Source organism: Mycobacterium angelicum (assembly GCF_002086155.1).
Classification (GTDB): Bacteria; Actinomycetota; Actinomycetes; order Mycobacteriales; family Mycobacteriaceae; genus Mycobacterium; species Mycobacterium angelicum.
Window position 1 is genome coordinate 190214 of sequence record NZ_MVHE01000005.1, and the last position, 16924, is coordinate 207137.

Consider the following 16924-nt stretch of genomic DNA (forward strand, 5'->3'; position numbering starts at 1 on the left):
ATGATTGGGGAGATCGGTGAGCATCAATCCCAGCGATGAGAACGTAACGGCGGGCGGTGCTCAGATAGGGCCTGGCGGGCAAACGCTTCCCGCAACTCGACCGCAGTTAGACCTCTGGCTTTTGCAGGAATTGCACCGCTCGCCGATCGAATGGCAGCTCGGCATGATGTTCATCATCAGCGGCAAGATAGAACCCAATTTGCTTGAGCAAGCCATTCGCCGTGTGGTGTCTGAAGCCGAACCAATAAGAGTCGGATTTCGGGTGCTCGATGGCAAGCTTTACCAAGAGGTCATTGATTGCGAGGGTCTTACGCTACCCGTCCATGACCTGACCGGCTCGCTGGATCCCGTGCAGCAGGCCTACCGGATAGCCTCCTTGATACAACGCACGCCGATGCCATTGGCCGGCCCGTTGCTTAAATTCACGTTGTTACAAACGCGACAGGACGAATTCTATCTGTTCTTGTGCGCACATCATATGGTCCTCGATGGCTTCGGCATAATGCTTGTAGTCAATCGAATCGCATCTGTTTACTCTGCGCTGGTTTCACGGATGCCGCTTCCGCCTGCATTCTTCGGATCGTTACAGGACCTCGTTCGCTGCGAGCTAGAATACGAGAAATCCACACACTATCGCGAAGATCGCGATTACTGGGATGCGATCCTACGCTCCGCAAGAGGGCCGGATTATCAGTTGCAGCAGGCCGAGAAAGGGCGTGACTTCTTCACGCCTTCCGCTCCGGTTCAGTTTGAAAAACATGTTGTCCGCCAAACCCAACAACTGGCCAAACGTCTGAACATGCGGCAACCGGCAGTCTTCACTGCGGCATGTGCACTGCTAGTCCTTAGTTGGGATGCTGGTAGTTCGGAGGTGGTGCTGGATTTTCCGGTCAGTAGGCGAACGACTCCTGAGCTGAAGACCTTTCCGGGAATGGTTAGCGGGGTTGTGCCGCTGGTGTTACAGGCGGCGCCGGATACCGCATTCACAGATTTTTGCGGACATGTTGACATGCGAATACAAGAGGCTTTGCGCCACCAGCGTTTTCCGGTGCACAGTTCTGCGGATAGGGGAGAGCGCCGAGCCGCTGGCGCGACCGCTAGTAGGGTGAGCGTTAATTTCCTACCGCGGGCAACCGTAACTCCGTTCGGTGATGCCCCGGTATCTGCCGTGGGCACAAATTATGGACGCGTGAACTACTTCGGTCTGTTCTCAACAATGGACGGGGACCAGCTCCTTTTGAGCACGGTGGGGGCTGGCCAACCTTATTCCGACTTTGACGCCGCCGACTTTGCGAAGCGCCTATCGCAAATCCTGCTGGCGGTGGCCGATGATCCCGGTCGGCGGTTGTCGTCGGTAGATCTGGTTCACGGGGCCGAGCGCGCTCACTTGCGGAAGTGGGGTAATCAGGCAGCGCCGAGCGTTACGTCGCGCTCGGCGCCGGCTTCGGTTCCCGCACTGTTTGCGGCTCAGGTAGCGGCCACGCCAGAAGCAGTGGCGCTGGTGTGCGAGGGTCAGTCGTTGTCCTATCGTCAACTGGACCAGGCCGCTAATCAGCTCGCTCACCTACTTACCGACTACGGGATAGGCCCCGGCGAGGTGGTGGGGCTGCTAATGGAACGGTCCGTGCGGGCCATTGTCGCGATTTTGGCGGTACTTAAGGCGGGTGCGGCTTATCTGCCGATCGATCCGGCACATCCCGACAGCCGTGTCGAGTTCGTGATCGGCGACGCTAACCCGGCGGCCGTAATCACTAGCGCCGGGCTGAAGAGCCGAGTCGACGGATACAACCTGCGGGTTATCGACGTCGATGACCCGGCGACCAACAACCAACCCACCCACGGGTTGCCGGTGCCCAACGCGGACAACATAGCCCACATCATCTACACCTCCGGCACCACCGGCGTGCCGAAGGGGGTGGCGGTTACCCAGCGCAATGTCACTCAGCTGTTCGACTCGCTGGAGATCGGCGTGGAGCTAACGCCGAAACAAGTGTGGACGCAGTTTCATTCGTATGCATTCGACTTCTCGGCATGGGAGATCTGGGGTGCGCTGCTACACGGCGGCCGGCTTGTGGTGGTGCCCGATCGGGTGATCGGTTCTGCGGGGGATTTCCATGCCTTACTGATCGACGAGCGGGTCACGGTACTTACCCAGACGCCTTCCGCGCTGCGAATCCTATGCCCGGAGGGATTAGAGTCGGCGACGCTGGTGATCGGTGCCGAGCCCTGCCCACCGGAACTAGTCGATCGCTGGGCGCCTGGGCGGGTGATGGTTAACGTCTACGGCCCAACCGAGACGACGATGTGGTTGGCCAAGAGCGCGCCCCTGCAGGCGGGGTGCGGGGCGCCGCCGATCGGGTCGCCGGTATCGAGTGCGGCGTTTTTTGTGCTGGACGAATGGCTGCGCCCGGTGCCTGTCGGCGTTGTCGGTGAGTTGTACATCGCGGGTGCCGGAGTCGGTTGCGGGTACTGGCGCCGATCGGGACTGACCGCGTCTCGGTTTGTGGCCTGCCCGGATGCGGCTGGGGCGCGGATGTATCGCAGTGGGGACCTCGTGCGCTGGCGCGCCGACGGCCAGCTGACATGGGTGGGACGCGCTGACGAACAGGTCAAGATCCGTGGATATCGCATCGAACTCGGCGAAGTTCAAGCGGCGCTAGCCGGTCTAGATGGGGTGGATCAGGCGGTGGTCATCGTGCGTGAAGACCGCCCCGGCGACAAACGGTTGGTGGGGTATGTAACCGGTGGGGCAGACGGGGCACTCCTGCGCGCGCAGCTAGCCGAGCAGCTGCCGCCGTACCTGGTCCCGACCGCGATCGTGAGGCTGGCGGAGCTGCCGTTGACTGTCAACGGCAAGCTCGGCACCAGCTCGCTGCCGTTGCCGGAGTGCTGCGTTGCTGAGTATCAGGCCCCGGTCGGCCCTGTCGAGCAGGCCTTGGCTGACATCTACGCGGAAGTTTTAGGGCTTGAGCGGGTTAGCGTCGGTGATTCGTTTTTCGACCTGGGCGGCGACAGCATCTTGGCAATGCACGCCGTGGCGGCGATCAACACGAGGCTCGATGATGAGCTTACGGTGCGTGCCCTATTCGACACGCCAACCGTTGCAAGTCTGTCCTGCCGAATTGGCGCCCGGGAGAATGAAGTCGAAATCGTTCCCGTCGAGTTACTAAAGAAAGGCGCAGGCGTCCCCCTGTTTTGTCTTCCGCCGGGGGGAGGGCTTAGTTGGCCATACCGAACCCTGGGCCCGTATGTTGATTGTCCAATCATCGGCATTCAACAAGTGTTGCCGGACGGAAGGTCTGCGCCTGGATCAATCCGCGACGTGGCGCAGATCTATGCAGACACAATCCAGGGGCTTCACCCGGACGGTCCATACGATCTTCTGGGGTGGTCAATTGGCGGGGTTATCGCCCATCAGCTTGCCGTTGAGCTGCGGCGGCGCGGGTGTCTGGTGCGCCGCCTGCTGGTTCTCGATCCGTTGCTGTCCAACTCGTCCCCCAACGACGATCGCACCTCCAACGGTATAGGTGCGTTCTCCGAAAGTGATGTGCTCGAGTACTTTTTGACATCCGCTGGCATCGACGTGCCGGAGCACGTTCTGCCCCTTACCTATCAGACGGCTGCGGAGTTGGTTAGCCAGCGCACTGCGGTGGACTCCATTCTTCCACCCAGGTCGATTCTCGGAACCGTAGTCAAGAACATCAATACTAATGGATCACTATTATCACGGCACGTGCCGGAATTATTTGATGGCGACATGGTTATCTTCTCGGCGACGGGTGACGATGGGAGCGCGTCATTGGCCCGAATCTGGCGGCCATACGTCGGGGGCGATATCAGCGAATATCCTGTCGACTGCACGCATAACACTATGCTGACCAAGGAATCACTCGACTTATTCAGTGACCAACTGGCGTCGTATTTCATGTCTCGCGCACAATCCGCGGTCACCCCCAGCCCCGTAGCTCATCTTCTGTGATTGATCGAGCAGGAGCTGCAGAATAGACATCCGCACCGATACGCCGAGGTCGCTCTGGTCATACACTCGTACCCTGGGATCGCCGAGCATCTCGCTCGAGATGTCGTCGATTATCGGCATCGGTGACAGGACTACCGCGTGTGCCGGTAGTGACTCGGCAGACTGCTTCGTTAGCGTGTAATCAGACCTGTCGCCGTCGGTCACCGGTGTGATGCCAGTGATGATCAGCGCATCGAGATCTGAAAAATCCGGAGCTTCGGTCCACGTTACGCAGCTATTTAATTCCTCGCCAAAAGCGATGCCGTGGTTTGACCGCGAATATGGCGCGATCAATCTCAATGAACGTGGCGGCCGCCGGTTGAGTAGATGAAGTAGCGACCGTGAGGCTCGCATCGTCAAGTCGCCGCAGATCCCCACCCGGATTTCCTGAATGGGCCCGACGAATCTCTGCAGGGCAACGAAATCTATAAGCGCTTGGGTGGGGTGTTCACCGCCGGGGTCGCCGCCGTTTATTACCGGTACCGGACTTGCCGCGTGGATATGGTCACGGTCGAGGGGCTCGCCCGGCCGGATCACTACCAAGTCGGCCATGCCACCGATGGCTCGAAGCGTGTCAGTCACGGATTCGGCACGCGGCATCCCCGGCCCGTGCCGCAATTCGGTTACGGAAAGCCCAGTGGCGCCTAAACGAGTTGCCGCCGCTGCGAAGCCGAAATGAGTTCGCAACGAGCTTTCCAGAAAAATTAAGCCGATAACCGACCCGGATACATCCCCACGGCCAGCATGCGGGCCGGAAATAACCGAGTCGATGTCATCGTCGGTGAGGTCATTAATGTCGAGCAAGTGGCGAACGCCGTTGCTACCCATCTAGGCTACGGCCTTTCAGTCAGTACTGGATTGGAATCCCGCTAGCGCCAGACGGTCAGATCCTCAAGCCGCGCGCCCATTGACGGCCGGCCCCCGCCGTCATGCGGTCCCAGACTAAGGACTCCCACTAGGTCGCCCCGGATGCATAGCTTTCGCTTGATAATGTCTTCCGCCACCAGCACATCGGCCATAAAAACAGCACCGAAACCCAGGGCATTCGCGGCTAGCCACATATTTTCTACAGCTGCACCGATACCCAGCATTTCACTGCCATACCCGGTGATCGCTTTAACGCTGGTACCTGTCGAAGCCAATTGCCTTTTCCGGCCGCTGAACACACCGCGATTTTCGACGAATATGCCAACCGGTGCTATCCGAAGAATCTCGACCGACTCGATAACTGTGCTCGGGAAGTACTTGCGAGGTAATCCCGTCGATATATGAGGCTGAGGGCCATACGCGGCCGCCCCCTTAGCTTCCTGGACGCAGTCGGCGATCGAGTCGAGCAGAACTCTGTCCTGCACAATGTGGAAGCGCCAAGGTTGAGCATTCTTTGAGGAGGGCGCGGCAAGCCCACACTCTACGATGCGGACCAGGTCTGTTGTCGGTACCGGTTCGCTGGTAAATGTTTCCCTGATGCTCCGTCGCCTTAGTATTAAGTCGATAAACTCCTTCGCATTCGTATCGGTTACCGGCACGAAAATGGCTCCCTTCTGCCAAAGATTCCCATTAACGATTTCTGGAAGGCCGGATCAAATCAGGCGGGGACGTCCATGGTGAATTTCAGCGTCGCCATTTTGATAGGTCGAGGGCAGTGTGAGGGTGTTGTGCGTACACGGAACGCAGCTGGGTCCCAGCGCGACACCATAGCGCTGGGTGATCTCGCGGGCCGCCAAATACGCATCGAGCATGAATTCGGCGGAGGGCACTGTCCAGTCTCTCATCGGGGTGGCCGGGTCAGGCCGGAACGGACTGAGCACTGGCGTACAGCCGCGGCTCGCGATCTCAGTGATGCCTTCGAGTGTGGACTCCAGTGGTTCGATGCCGAGCATGAACATCGACCGGACCCGGTGCCCGCCGAGCACCGACGCGGCATTCGCCAGATAGTCCAAGTAGTGGGTCCTGCCCTTTTTGTGCTTTCGCGGCATGAGCCGGCGGGCCAGGTCGTCGCTCCAGACCTCGAGGTTGACACTAATTTCGTTGATCCCGATCTCGTCGAGCCACAACGGATCCATGACGTCGCCGACCGGCACCATCATGATGTCTATTGGGACATCAGGGAATTGGGCAGCGGCAAGCTCGTAGAGGGCGCGCATGTAGTCGTAATGCTCCGGACGCGGCGTTCCGCCGGATATCAGAACATGACTAGCTGGCTGCAGCGGATCGGCAAGGGCGACCTGGACCAGCTCAATTAATCGGTTGACGTCGTTGGCCCGATACTGGAACTCGTACGGAATATCGCAGAACTTGCATGTGAACGCGCAACCGCTAATCGGGGAGATTCTCACGCGGTCGGTGTGTGTAAATCCTAGGCTGCTGTAGGCGATCCCTTCGCCGTTGGACTGCCCGTGGAATTGCGGTGGCATCCAAAACTTTGCGCGCGAGGAGAATCCGTCGCCGTCAACCCATAAGCCCGCACTGTCGACACAGAGCTGGAAAATGCTGTTGCTGACGAAATTCGGGTTGTATTCCTCGATCGGCGCGTTGACCCACACCTCGCCTTCCAGCACCAACACAATACCCGACGTCGACGGGTAATCCGCTGGTGTCAGCGGCCGGTCACCGTTGTGGGATCGAATGTATTCCGCTGCGCCGGCCGTGATCTGGATACCAGATTGCAATAGGTGAAATTTGAGACGCTCGGCTTCGGTTAATGAAATCACCCTCGAATTCATCATCGCCTTCTTTTCATGATCTCGTACGCCGAAACTACATATGCGAGTGCCGCCGTATTGATTGCGGATCTTTACGGGCGCTGTCTGCGGTAGCAGCAAGGCGTGGGTTCCGTTGCGTGAGCAACGGCCCGGGTTAATTCGTCGTGTGGCACGATGTGGAGCCTAGCGGTTACTGTACCTTTGTGCTCACCGTGGAGGGTCTATTGCGTCTGAAAGTCTACTGGCAATTCGCCGGCATTTCGCTGAATCGATCAGCAGTCCAACAGGTGTCGGGTTATGGTTCCTCACCATTCATTGTTCACAAGCCTGAAACAAATAACCGCTTCGTGTTTCGGTGTCGTAAGACGCAGGTGAACGCCTGGATTGAGGAATGGTTGAGCTGCAGTTGATAGTAACGCGAGACGTATATATACGTCAGTCGTCATACGTTGTGTGGCGTGTCATCATGAGCGCGACGATGTGGCACCGCGATCGCATCCAGGTCTCGCCCGGCAGCGGTTACGTCCTAGACGGTCGCGTCAGCGCTTTTCCAGCCTGCCCCTATATGGAGCGGGTATCCCTTGTCCGGCCAAGCAGGTTATCGGTGGTGTCGAAATGACTGATCGTGCTCGATTGATTGACGAGATAGTTGCCAAGCTTGGAGATCGCCGGCTGGTATGGTTCGGGACTCGCGGCGACGATGTCCAATCTGTAGCCGAGTTGCCGCAGCTCTCGGCGGTTTTCTCGGTCATCAATAGCTACACGTCCAGTGATCACGTGACCGCAATGTCCTTGGAGGAGGTGTCGAGGAAGCGCGTCGATCTCGACACGTTCAGCGTCGACGATCATCCGCAGGATGTGATGGTCGGTGTGCTGAGAAGTGCCATCTATGCGGCACTCTCCGGACCAGCGGCGGTCCTCACTTATCGACCCAGCGAGTTCCTTTCGGCGATTACGTTTGCAAAGCAGAGACACGCCAGCTACCTGGGGATTTTCGCTGGGATGCAGCAAGCGTTCGAGCACAAGCCATGGGTGGAAAGTGCTGTTGCCAAATTGGGCCTGCCCCGGGTTCCTTGGCATTACATCGCCGATTCTGAATTCACCCGCGCCCATCGGCTGCTCTACGACGGGCCCGTGATGCTGCGTCGCAGCAGAACGACCGGCGGGGTGGGCTTTAGTTTGGTGAAATCCACAGCAGAACTCGAGAATGAGTGGCCGTCCGCGAGCGAAGCATTTGTGAGCGTTGCGCCATATTTCGATGATGCTATACCGGTAAATGTGTCGGGAGTTGTATGGCCCGACGGGGTCTCGGTGCATCCGGCGTCAATCCAGTTGATTGGAATAGAAGGTTGCACTACGCGCCAATTTGCGTACTGCGGAAATGACTTTGCCGCGGTGGTAAATTTGGGTCAGGAGATTGTCGAAGACATCGAGTCGGCAGTGCGGGCCATTGGCGGCTGGCTCCGGTCCCAGGGATATCTTGGGGCGTTCGGTGTGGACTTTCTCGTATGCGGTGGAGTGCCGCTGTTCTCTGAGGTGAATCCGCGGTTCCAGGGGTCTACCCGGTTGTCCTGCGACATAGCCGTGGAAATGGGGCTGGGGTGCTTACTTCTGGATCACATCGCTTCATTTCTCGGCATCCATAAACCCGAGCATCCTTCGCTATGGGAGATTTCGACGGGCGCACCTCCGCGCGCGCAAATTGTTGTCCATCACACGGGGGACACGGCTTCAGCGATAGACCCAACCAACATGGTCGATGCGTTCGAAGCAACTGGAACTCTGCTTCGTGCGGACGTATTGACACACCCGGATTTGGACACCGATCCGTGCGCTACGGTTGCTCGGCTCACGGTCGATCGAACTGTTACGCGCTACGGATATGAATTGATTCCCGATTTCAAACGCATTATCCCAGATTTGAAATTTCATGTCGGGGTCAGCGCTGCGATGGCTCGGGTGTAACGAGGCTGGCTGGTTTCCGCGTCGTTGCGGTCGTCGTGGCCGAAAATTCAGAAAGGTGTGACAGGACTGGTGAATGTCGAACGTATGAGTGTCCAGCCGGGTGTGTGCACCCAGCCGCAACGAGCTGGGTCCACGTGGCGGTCGTGAGACCCTCGGCTGAGGACATCGATTCTGCGGCAGAGTATTTCGGCTTTGATCTTGATGCCGGTGCCCGGACGGAGTTTCTTGCCGGGGTGAAGTACACGCTGCAGTCTTACGACGTCGTCGATGAACTCTATGACGATTTCGGCCCACCGCGGGCGGTTCGGCGTAGCTACCGATTTCCGCAGCCGGGCTACGACCCGCTCAACGCCTGGTGCGTGACCTCCGAAATCCGTTCGGTGACTGAGGGCTTGCTGTCGGGTAGGCGGGTGGCGATCAAGGACAATATCGCCGTAGCTGGAATTCCGATGATGAACGGATCGAAAGCCTTGGCAGGCTTCGTCCCGAACCGGGACGCGACCGTTGTCGAGCGCATCCTCGCCTCCGGTGCGACTATCGCCGGAAAAAGCGTGTGTGAGAACTTTTGCGGCTCGACCTCGAGTAGTAGCTCGGCTTCCGGCCCGGTCCGCAATCCGTGGGACCGTACACGTGAGACGGGCGGATCGTCTAGTGGGAGCGCTGCCTTGGTCGCATCCGGTGCCGTCGAACTTGCCCTGGGCAGCGACCAAGGAGGATCGATCCGCCTGCCGGCGTCGCTATGCGGCATCGTTGGGCTCAAACCCACCCACGGGTTGGTCCCCTACACCGGCGCGGTTCCCATAGAGTCGACAATCGATCACCTCGGTCCGATGACTCGCACCGTCGCCGACGCGGCGCTGGCGCTAACGGTTCTGGCAGGTACCGATGGAAAGGATCCGCGCCAGCCGAACCAGATTGGCGTAGTTGATTACCAGTCAGCACTCGACAGCGGCGCGGCGGGCCTGCGGGTGGGCATCCTCGCCGAAGGTTTCGGACAGCCAGATTCTCGACCAGAAGTCGACGCACAGATCCGCTCGGCTGCGCTGCGGCTGAGCGAGACCGGTTGCACCGTAGGAGAAATCAGCGTCCCCTGGCATCGGAAGGCGCTGCATATTTTCGCCGTAATCTTCACCGACTGCTTCTACCAGATGCTCAACGGCAGCAGTCATTGGTTCGGTACCGACCACGGCGACGATCCAGAGCTTCTAGGGCACTTGGTAAGTCAGCGTAGAGCCAGATCCGAACAACTATCCGCGATGATCAAGATGACGGTGTTGTGCGGGCACTATAGTACGAAAACCTTTGGCGGTACCTCTTGTGCGAAGGCGCGCAGTCTGCTGCCACACATACGCGCCGCATATGACGAGGCGTTGCGTCAATACGATGTGCTGGTTTTGCCCACTATTGGGCGGACCGCGAGAACGCTTTCGGCAGAAAGCATTTCAGATATATCACTGAATACAGTCGCCAATACCGCACCACTGAATCTCACCGGCCACCCGGCCATCTCGGTGCCCGCCGGCTTGATGGACGGATTGCCAACCGGAATGACGATCATCGGCAGGCAGTTCGACGATGCGACTGTGCTCCGGGTCGCCGACGCCTTCGAGTCGCACTGCAACGGGTTTCCCAGCCCGCTGAACATGTCGTGTGCACCTCCCAAGCCGCAATAGGGCAAGTGTTCGGAGTCGGCGTTATTCCAGACCCGCAAAGGCAGCGAAAAGGAGTTGATGGCACGTGAACGCTGATCTCGCCTGGCCGCGCTATGCCGAACCTGCTGACATAACAGCTATCGAGGCGGTGCCGTTGGCCGAGCGGGGCTTGCCGCGTTCGACGTATGAAATTCTCAGCCGCGCCGCCAGCCTATGGCCGGCGAAGCCGGCGATAGCGGTGCTGCGGGAGGCAGCCCAGTGGCGGGAGCCGCAACGACGAACGTTCGAGCAGCTGTTCAGCGATGTGACGCGCACGGCAAACATGTTGCGGGCGTGCGGCATAAATCGGCGAAGCGTGGTTGCGCTACTTTCGCCAAACTGCGATGAGCTGATCACCGCAACCTTGGCAGCCCAAGCCGTCGGTATTGCCGCGCCGATAAACAGCGCTTTGTCGGATGAACACGTCGCCGCGCTGATCTGCGGATCGGGCGCTCGTGTTGTGATCGCCGCCGGTCCCGGCCTCGATGAGAACAGCTGGCGGCTGGCAACCAAACTTGCAAACGATGGCGTCGTCGACACGGTGCTGGTGTTACGGCCGACCGGAGCCGGGGACGATCCCAGCGCGGTGTCGGGCCTTGATGGTGCGGTGGTGCACTACATGACCGACCAAGCCAAGGGGTACGGCGATACCCGCCTGTTAGCCGAACCGCCTGAACCGTCGGATCTGGCGGCGATCTTCCACACCAAAGGCACCACCGGGACCTCGAAACTGGCTGCTCATACGCACGCTAACGAGGTGGCCGATGCGTGGATGCTTGCTGCTGACAGCTCGCTCGCCCAGGACTCCGTGGTCTTCGCCGGCCTGCCCCTGTGCCACGTCGTCGCTTTCGTCGCGGCTGTACTGACGCCCATGTTGCGTGGTCAGCAAGTGGTGTGGGCGGGCCCGCTCGGCTTCCGGGACCCGGGTATCTACACCGACTTCTGGAAGATCGTGGCCCACTACCGAATTGCGGTGATGAGTGCAGTCCCCAACGTCTACCGGGCATTGGCGCAATGCCCGGTAGACGCAGACATCAGCACCATGCGGACGGTGATCGCCGGCACGTCGGCGCTGGCGAACGAAATCCGGCAGGATTTCCAATCGCGTACGGGCCTGATCTTGCTCGAAAGCTATGGCCAAACCGAGGCGACCTGCGCCAGTGTCCGTAGCTTTCCCGACCACCCTCGGCCGGGTTCGGTAGGGCAGCGGCTGCCGTATCTGATGGTCAAAGCGATTCATGTGGACAGCCGCGGATGCTGGCACGACTTGCCGGCCGGCGAGGTCGGTCACCTGGCGATCAGTGGTCCAACAGTGTTTGCCGGCTATGTAAAATGTTGCCAACCAACGGGATTCATCCTCGACGGCAAAGGGAAGCTATTCGACGGATGGCTCGATACCGGTGATATCGGCTGGGTCGACGACGACGGCTTCATCTATCTCACCGGCAGGGCCGTTGAGCCGCAACAGGTTCAAGCGGCGCTGGCCGATCTTGACGGGGTCGATCAAGCGGTAGTGATCGCTCGTTTCGACGATGATGGCCGTCAGCGCTTGGTGGGTTATGTCACCGGTACCGCCGATCCGGTCCGGTTACGTGTGCAGCTAGCACAGCACCTGCCCGCGGATATGGTGCCCGCTGCGATCGTGGCGATCGCGCAGGTGCCGCTGACACGCAGCGGGGAACTGGACACCGCAGCGCTGCCGGATGCCCAATACCGCGATACCGGTGTTCACCGGACTCCCGGCACCGCGGCGGAAGAAGTGGTGGCCGGTATCTACACCCAAGTCCTCAAATTGCCCCGGGTCGGCATCGACGATTCGTTTTTCGATCTGGGTGGCGACTCACTGCTCGCGATGCGCGCCATCGCCGCGATCAACACCACGTTCGACACCGACGTAACTGTGCGGATGATATTCGAAACGACAGTCGCCGAGCTCGCGGCGCGGCTGGGCGGCTCACCGCGCCGCTACGGCCCGCTACGAGCCGGTCCGCGTCCTGCGTTGCTGCCGTTGTCGTTTGCCCAGCGCCGGTTGTGGTCCATCGAGCAGTTGCAGGGCGCGTCACCGCTTTACAACAGCGGGTGGGCGGCTCGGCTGAATGGTGTGCTCGACGCGGACGCCTTGGCTGCCGCGGTGGGTGACGTGGTGGGCCGCCACGAAAGTCTGCGCACGATATTTCCCGCGGTTGGGGGCGTGCCACAGCAAGTGGTGGCGCCGGTCGAGCACGCCGATATAGGTTGGCAGATCATCGATGCCGCCGGCTGGGGCACCCAGCTGCTGGACGAGGCGATCAGCGCCGACGCGCGGCGCAGTTTCGATCTGGCCACCCAAATCCCGTTGCGGGCGCGGCTGTTTCGGCTCGACCAGCACACCCATGTGCTGCTGATCGTGACCCACCATATCGCCACCGATGGCTGGTCTACGGCCCCGCTGACCGCTGATCTGAGCACCGCCTACGCCAGTCGGTGTGTTGGACGGGCCCCGGATTGGGAGCCGCTGGCGATCCAGTACGGCGACTACACGCTGTGGCAGCACGCGAACCTGGGTAGTGCAGCGGACCCGGACAGCCCGATCGCTGGCGACCTAAGGTATTGGCAACAGAATCTTGCCGGACTCCCGCCGAGACTGCAGCTGCCCACCGATCGGCCCTACCCACCGGTCGCTGATCACCGCGGCGACCGGATCGAAATGTGCTGGCCCGCAACGCTGCAGCAGCAGATCCACCGGGTCGCCCGCCGGCATCAGGTCAGCAGTTTCATGGTGGTTCACACCGCGCTAGCGGTGCTGTTGTGCAAACTGGGCAACACCACTGATGTTGCCGTGGGATTTCCCATCGCGGGGCGTAACGATCCGGCGCTGGAGGACTTAGTGGGGTTTTTCGTCAACACCTTGGTGTTGCGGACCCGGGTCAGCGGTGATCCCAGCTTTGCGCAATTGCTGGCCCAGATCCGCCACCACAGCCTGGATGCCTTCGATCATCAAGACCTGCCCTTCGAGGTCCTCGTTGAACGGCTCAACCCGCCCCGTTCGCTGGCTCATCACCCGTTGATCCAAGTCATGCTGGCTTGGCAAAACACTGCTCCCGCCCGGCAGAAGATCGGTGACTTGGACGTCACCCCCATCCAGCTCAATACCCATAGCGCCCACTTGGACCTGACGTTCTCGCTCACCGAGCGGTTCAGTCCGGACGGCAGCCCGGACGGCATCAGCGCAACTGTGGTGTTTCGCACCGACGTGTTCGACCGCTCGAGCATCTGCACTCTGACCACCCGGCTGCAGCAACTATTGGCGGCCATGGCCGCCGATCCCGATCAGCGCCTCTCCGGCGTTGATCTGCTCACGCGCGGAGAGCATGCCCTACTGCAGCGGTGGGGGAACCACAAGGCAGTGACATCTCCGACATCGGTTGCGGCACAAGCGCAGACATCCATCCCGCAGTTGTTTGCCGGCGCGGTGGCCCGCGCACCGCAGGCGGTTGCACTGGTCTATCAAGGCCGCTCATGGACATATCGAGAGCTTGACCACGCCAGCAACCGGCTGGCCCACCTACTTACCCGGCAGGGGATCGGTGCCGGCATGGTGGTCGCGCTGCTGCTGGAGCGCTCAGCGCAGGCCATCATCGCGATCTTGGCGGTGCTCAAGAGCGGAGCGGCCTACCTGTCGATCGACACTCACCACCCCGACAGCCGCATCGGCTTCATGCTCGCAGATGCTATGCCGATGGCCGCGATCACCAATGCCGGCCTCCGTTCCCAACTGATCGGCTACGACCTGCCGCTGATCGATATCGACGACGTCTCCGCGGGCAACTACCCCAGCACGGCACCGGCCTTTCCCGACCCTGACCACATCGCCTACCTGATCTACACCTCCGGTACTACTGGAACACCCAAGGGCGTGGCCATTGCCCACCGCAACGTCACTCAACTGTTCAGGTCGATGACTTCGTTCAGACCTGAAGCTGGACAGGTGTGGGGCCAATGTCACTCGCATTCCTTCGATTTCTCGGTATGGGAGATCTGGGGTGCGCTGTTGCACGGTGGACGCCTGGTCGTGGTGCCCGAAACGCTGACTCGGTCGCCAGCGGATCTGCATGCACTTCTGGTCGCTCAGCACGTCACCGTGCTCAGTCAAACCCCGTCGGCGTTCTATGCGTTGCAGGCCGCCGATGCGACACATCAGGAGCGCAGCGGCCACCTTCGCCTTGAGGCGGTGGTGTTCGGCGGTGAGGCCCTCGACCCTCGACGTTTGTGCGTCTGGCGGCGCGGCCACCCGGGGCTGCCCCGGCTGATCAATATGTTTGGCATCACCGAGACCACGGTGCACGCCTCGTTTCGCGAGATCGATGAGCAGGACACAAACCGCGCGGTCAGTCCGATCGGGGCACCGCTGCAGAATTTGTCGTTCTTTGTCCTCGATGGGTGGCTGCGTCCGGTGGCTGCCGGTGTAGTCGGTGAGTTGTATATCGCGGGAGCGGGGGTGGCCTGCGGTTACCTGAGGCGGCCCGGTTTGACCGCGACTCGATTCGTGGCATGCCCTTCCGCGCCCGGGTTGCGGATGTATCGCAGCGGTGACCTGGTGCGGTGGTGCGCTGATGGTCAGCTGCACTATGTGGGGCGCGCCGATGGACAGGTGAAAATCCGCGGGTACCGCGTCGAACTCGGTGAGATCCAAGCGGCATTGGCGGCTCTGGATGAAGTGGATCAAGCGGTGGTGATCGCCCGCGAGGAGGCTGATGGCCAGAAGCGGTTGGTCGGCTATGTCACCGGGGGAGCCGACAGGATCCGTCTGCGCGCCCAGCTAGCCGAGCGGTTGCCGCCCTACATGGTGCCGACAGCGATCGTGAGGTTGCGACAGCTGCCGCTAACCGTAAACGGCAAGCTCGACACCAAAGCATTGCCGCCGCCCAATTACGGCGACACCGGTATCTATCGGACACCGAGCACCACGCTGGAAAAAGTGTTGGCCGGCATCTTTGCCCGGGTCCTCACGCTGGAGCAGGTCGGCATCGACGACTCGTTTTTCGACTTGGGTGGCGACTCGCTTTCCGCGCTGCGGGTCATCGCCGGGATCAACGCCGCATGCACCACCGACCTAACGGCGCGCGTCTTCTTCGAAGCGCCGTCCGTGCGGAGCTTGAGTCAGCGGCTGCAGAGCGCACCCAGTGGGGGACCCGGTGCCAATCGAGCCCGCTTTGCGGCAGTGCATGGACGCGATGTCACCGAGGTGCACTTCCGGGACCTCGCGCTGGGCAAATTCATTGATGCCACGACGCTGTGCGCCGCCACGAACTTGCCCGGTCCAATCGCCCAGGCGCGCGTAATCCTGCTGACCGGGGCGACGGGTTTCCTCGGACGGTATCTGGCGCTGGAATGGCTGACCCGCATTAACCTCACCGGCGGCAAGCTCATCTGCTTAGTGCGGGCCGAGTCCGACGATGCGGCACGTGCTCGCCTGGACAAGGCGTTCGACAGCGGCGACTCACTGCTACTGCACCGTTATCGGGAGTTGGCTGCCCAGTACCTCGAGGTGATCGCGGGCGACAAGGCCGAGCCCAACCTTGGCTTGAACCACCAGACCTGGCAGCGGCTGGCCGACACCGTAGACACGATCGTTGACTGCGCGGCTCTGGTCAACCACGCGCTGCCCTACAGCCAGCTGTTCGACCCCAACACACTTGGCACCGCCGAGCTGATCTGCCTCGGGCTGACCACGAAGCGGAAGCGCTACATCTACGTGTCGACGGCCAGCGTGGGCAACCAGATTGCGCCGGCACTGTTCACCGAGGACGCCGATATCCGGCTCATCGGTCCCATCCGGGTTATCAATGATGGCTATGGCAACGGCTACGAAGCCAGTAAGTGGGCCAGCGAGGTGTTACTGCGGCAGGCCAACGAATTGGGTGGCCTGCCGATAACAGTGTTTCGTTGCGGCATGATTCTCGCCGACACGACATACGCAGGGCTGCTCAACCTGCCCGACACGTTCACCAGGCTGGTACTCAGCCTGCTGATGACCGGTATCGCGCCCGTGTCGTTCTATCAGCTTGACCGCGACGGGCGCAGGCAGCCCGCCCACTTCGACGGACTGCCGGTGGAATTCATCGCGGAAGCAATCTCCACGCTGGGCGCGCAACTGGTGGACGGATTCCAGACATTCCATGCGGTGAATTCGCACGACGACGGCATAGGACTGGATGAGTACGTCGACTGGCTCATCGACGATGGTTATCCCATCCAGCGCATCGACGACTACGAGGACTGGCTGAACCGGTTTAGTGCCAGCCTGAGCGCATTACCTGATCGCCAGCGCCGGTATTCGCTGCTGCCGTTGTTGCCGAATTTTCAACAGCCCGCACGGCCGTGCGAGGCTGCGGCCGCGTCATCCGACCGGTTCCGCGCGGCGGTGCAAGACGCGAAAATCGGACCGGACAAGGACATTCCACATATAACGCCACCCATCATCGCGAAGTACGCCACTGATCTGCAGCTGCTCGGGTTTGTCCCAGGACTCCTGGCGTAGGTAACTCACGGACAAAGTTGCTGCGACC

General features: G+C 60.6%; 7 protein-coding genes. 4 read left to right on the forward strand and 3 right to left on the reverse strand.

The features are described 5' to 3' along the window. The first annotated feature begins 16 nt into the window (after positions 1 to 16). On the forward strand, positions 17 to 3979 hold the full coding sequence (locus BST12_RS06005) for a non-ribosomal peptide synthetase (RefSeq protein WP_170062059.1): 3963 nt from the start codon (positions 17 to 19) through the stop codon (positions 3977 to 3979). Here the strand turns inward: BST12_RS06005 and BST12_RS06010 are convergent. The 3 genes from BST12_RS06010 to BST12_RS06020 are packed head-to-tail and all read right to left on the reverse strand — an operon-like array spanning position 3896 to position 6840. Continuing rightward, positions 3896 to 4846: an aspartate carbamoyltransferase gene (locus tag BST12_RS06010; RefSeq protein ID WP_083112088.1), complete on the reverse strand. Its 951-nt coding sequence runs from the start codon at positions 4844 to 4846 to the stop codon at positions 3896 to 3898. The genes BST12_RS06005 and BST12_RS06010 overlap by 84 nt on opposite strands. Before the next feature lie 41 nt (positions 4847 to 4887). Next, positions 4888 to 5544: a nitroreductase family protein gene (locus BST12_RS06015; protein WP_170062060.1), complete on the reverse strand. Its 657-nt coding sequence runs from the start codon at positions 5542 to 5544 to the stop codon at positions 4888 to 4890. A 54-nt stretch (positions 5545 to 5598) separates the two neighbouring features. Next, complete coding sequence (locus tag BST12_RS06020) at positions 5599 to 6840, reverse strand: radical SAM protein (protein ID WP_139801510.1); 1242 nt, start codon at positions 6838 to 6840, stop codon at positions 5599 to 5601. Positions 6841 to 7335: 495 nt separating this feature from the next. Here BST12_RS06020 and BST12_RS06025 point away from each other — a divergent pair, with 495 nt between their 5' ends. The 3 genes from BST12_RS06025 to BST12_RS06035 all read left to right on the forward strand — a co-directional run bounded on the left by BST12_RS06025 (position 7336) and on the right by BST12_RS06035 (position 16896). After that, positions 7336 to 8685 (forward strand): ATP-grasp domain-containing protein, encoded by a 1350-nt coding sequence (locus BST12_RS06025; RefSeq protein ID WP_083112091.1) that lies wholly within the window; start codon positions 7336 to 7338, stop codon positions 8683 to 8685. 134 nt (positions 8686 to 8819) lie between these two features. After that, positions 8820 to 10358 carry an amidase gene (locus BST12_RS06030; RefSeq protein ID WP_083112092.1) on the forward strand — a complete coding sequence of 513 codons (1539 nt, stop codon included), beginning with the start codon at positions 8820 to 8822 and terminating at the stop codon, positions 10356 to 10358. A 64-nt stretch (positions 10359 to 10422) separates the two neighbouring features. Continuing rightward, positions 10423 to 16896: a non-ribosomal peptide synthetase gene (locus BST12_RS06035; RefSeq protein WP_083112093.1), complete on the forward strand. Its 6474-nt coding sequence runs from the start codon at positions 10423 to 10425 to the stop codon at positions 16894 to 16896. Positions 16897 to 16924 lie beyond the last annotated feature (28 nt).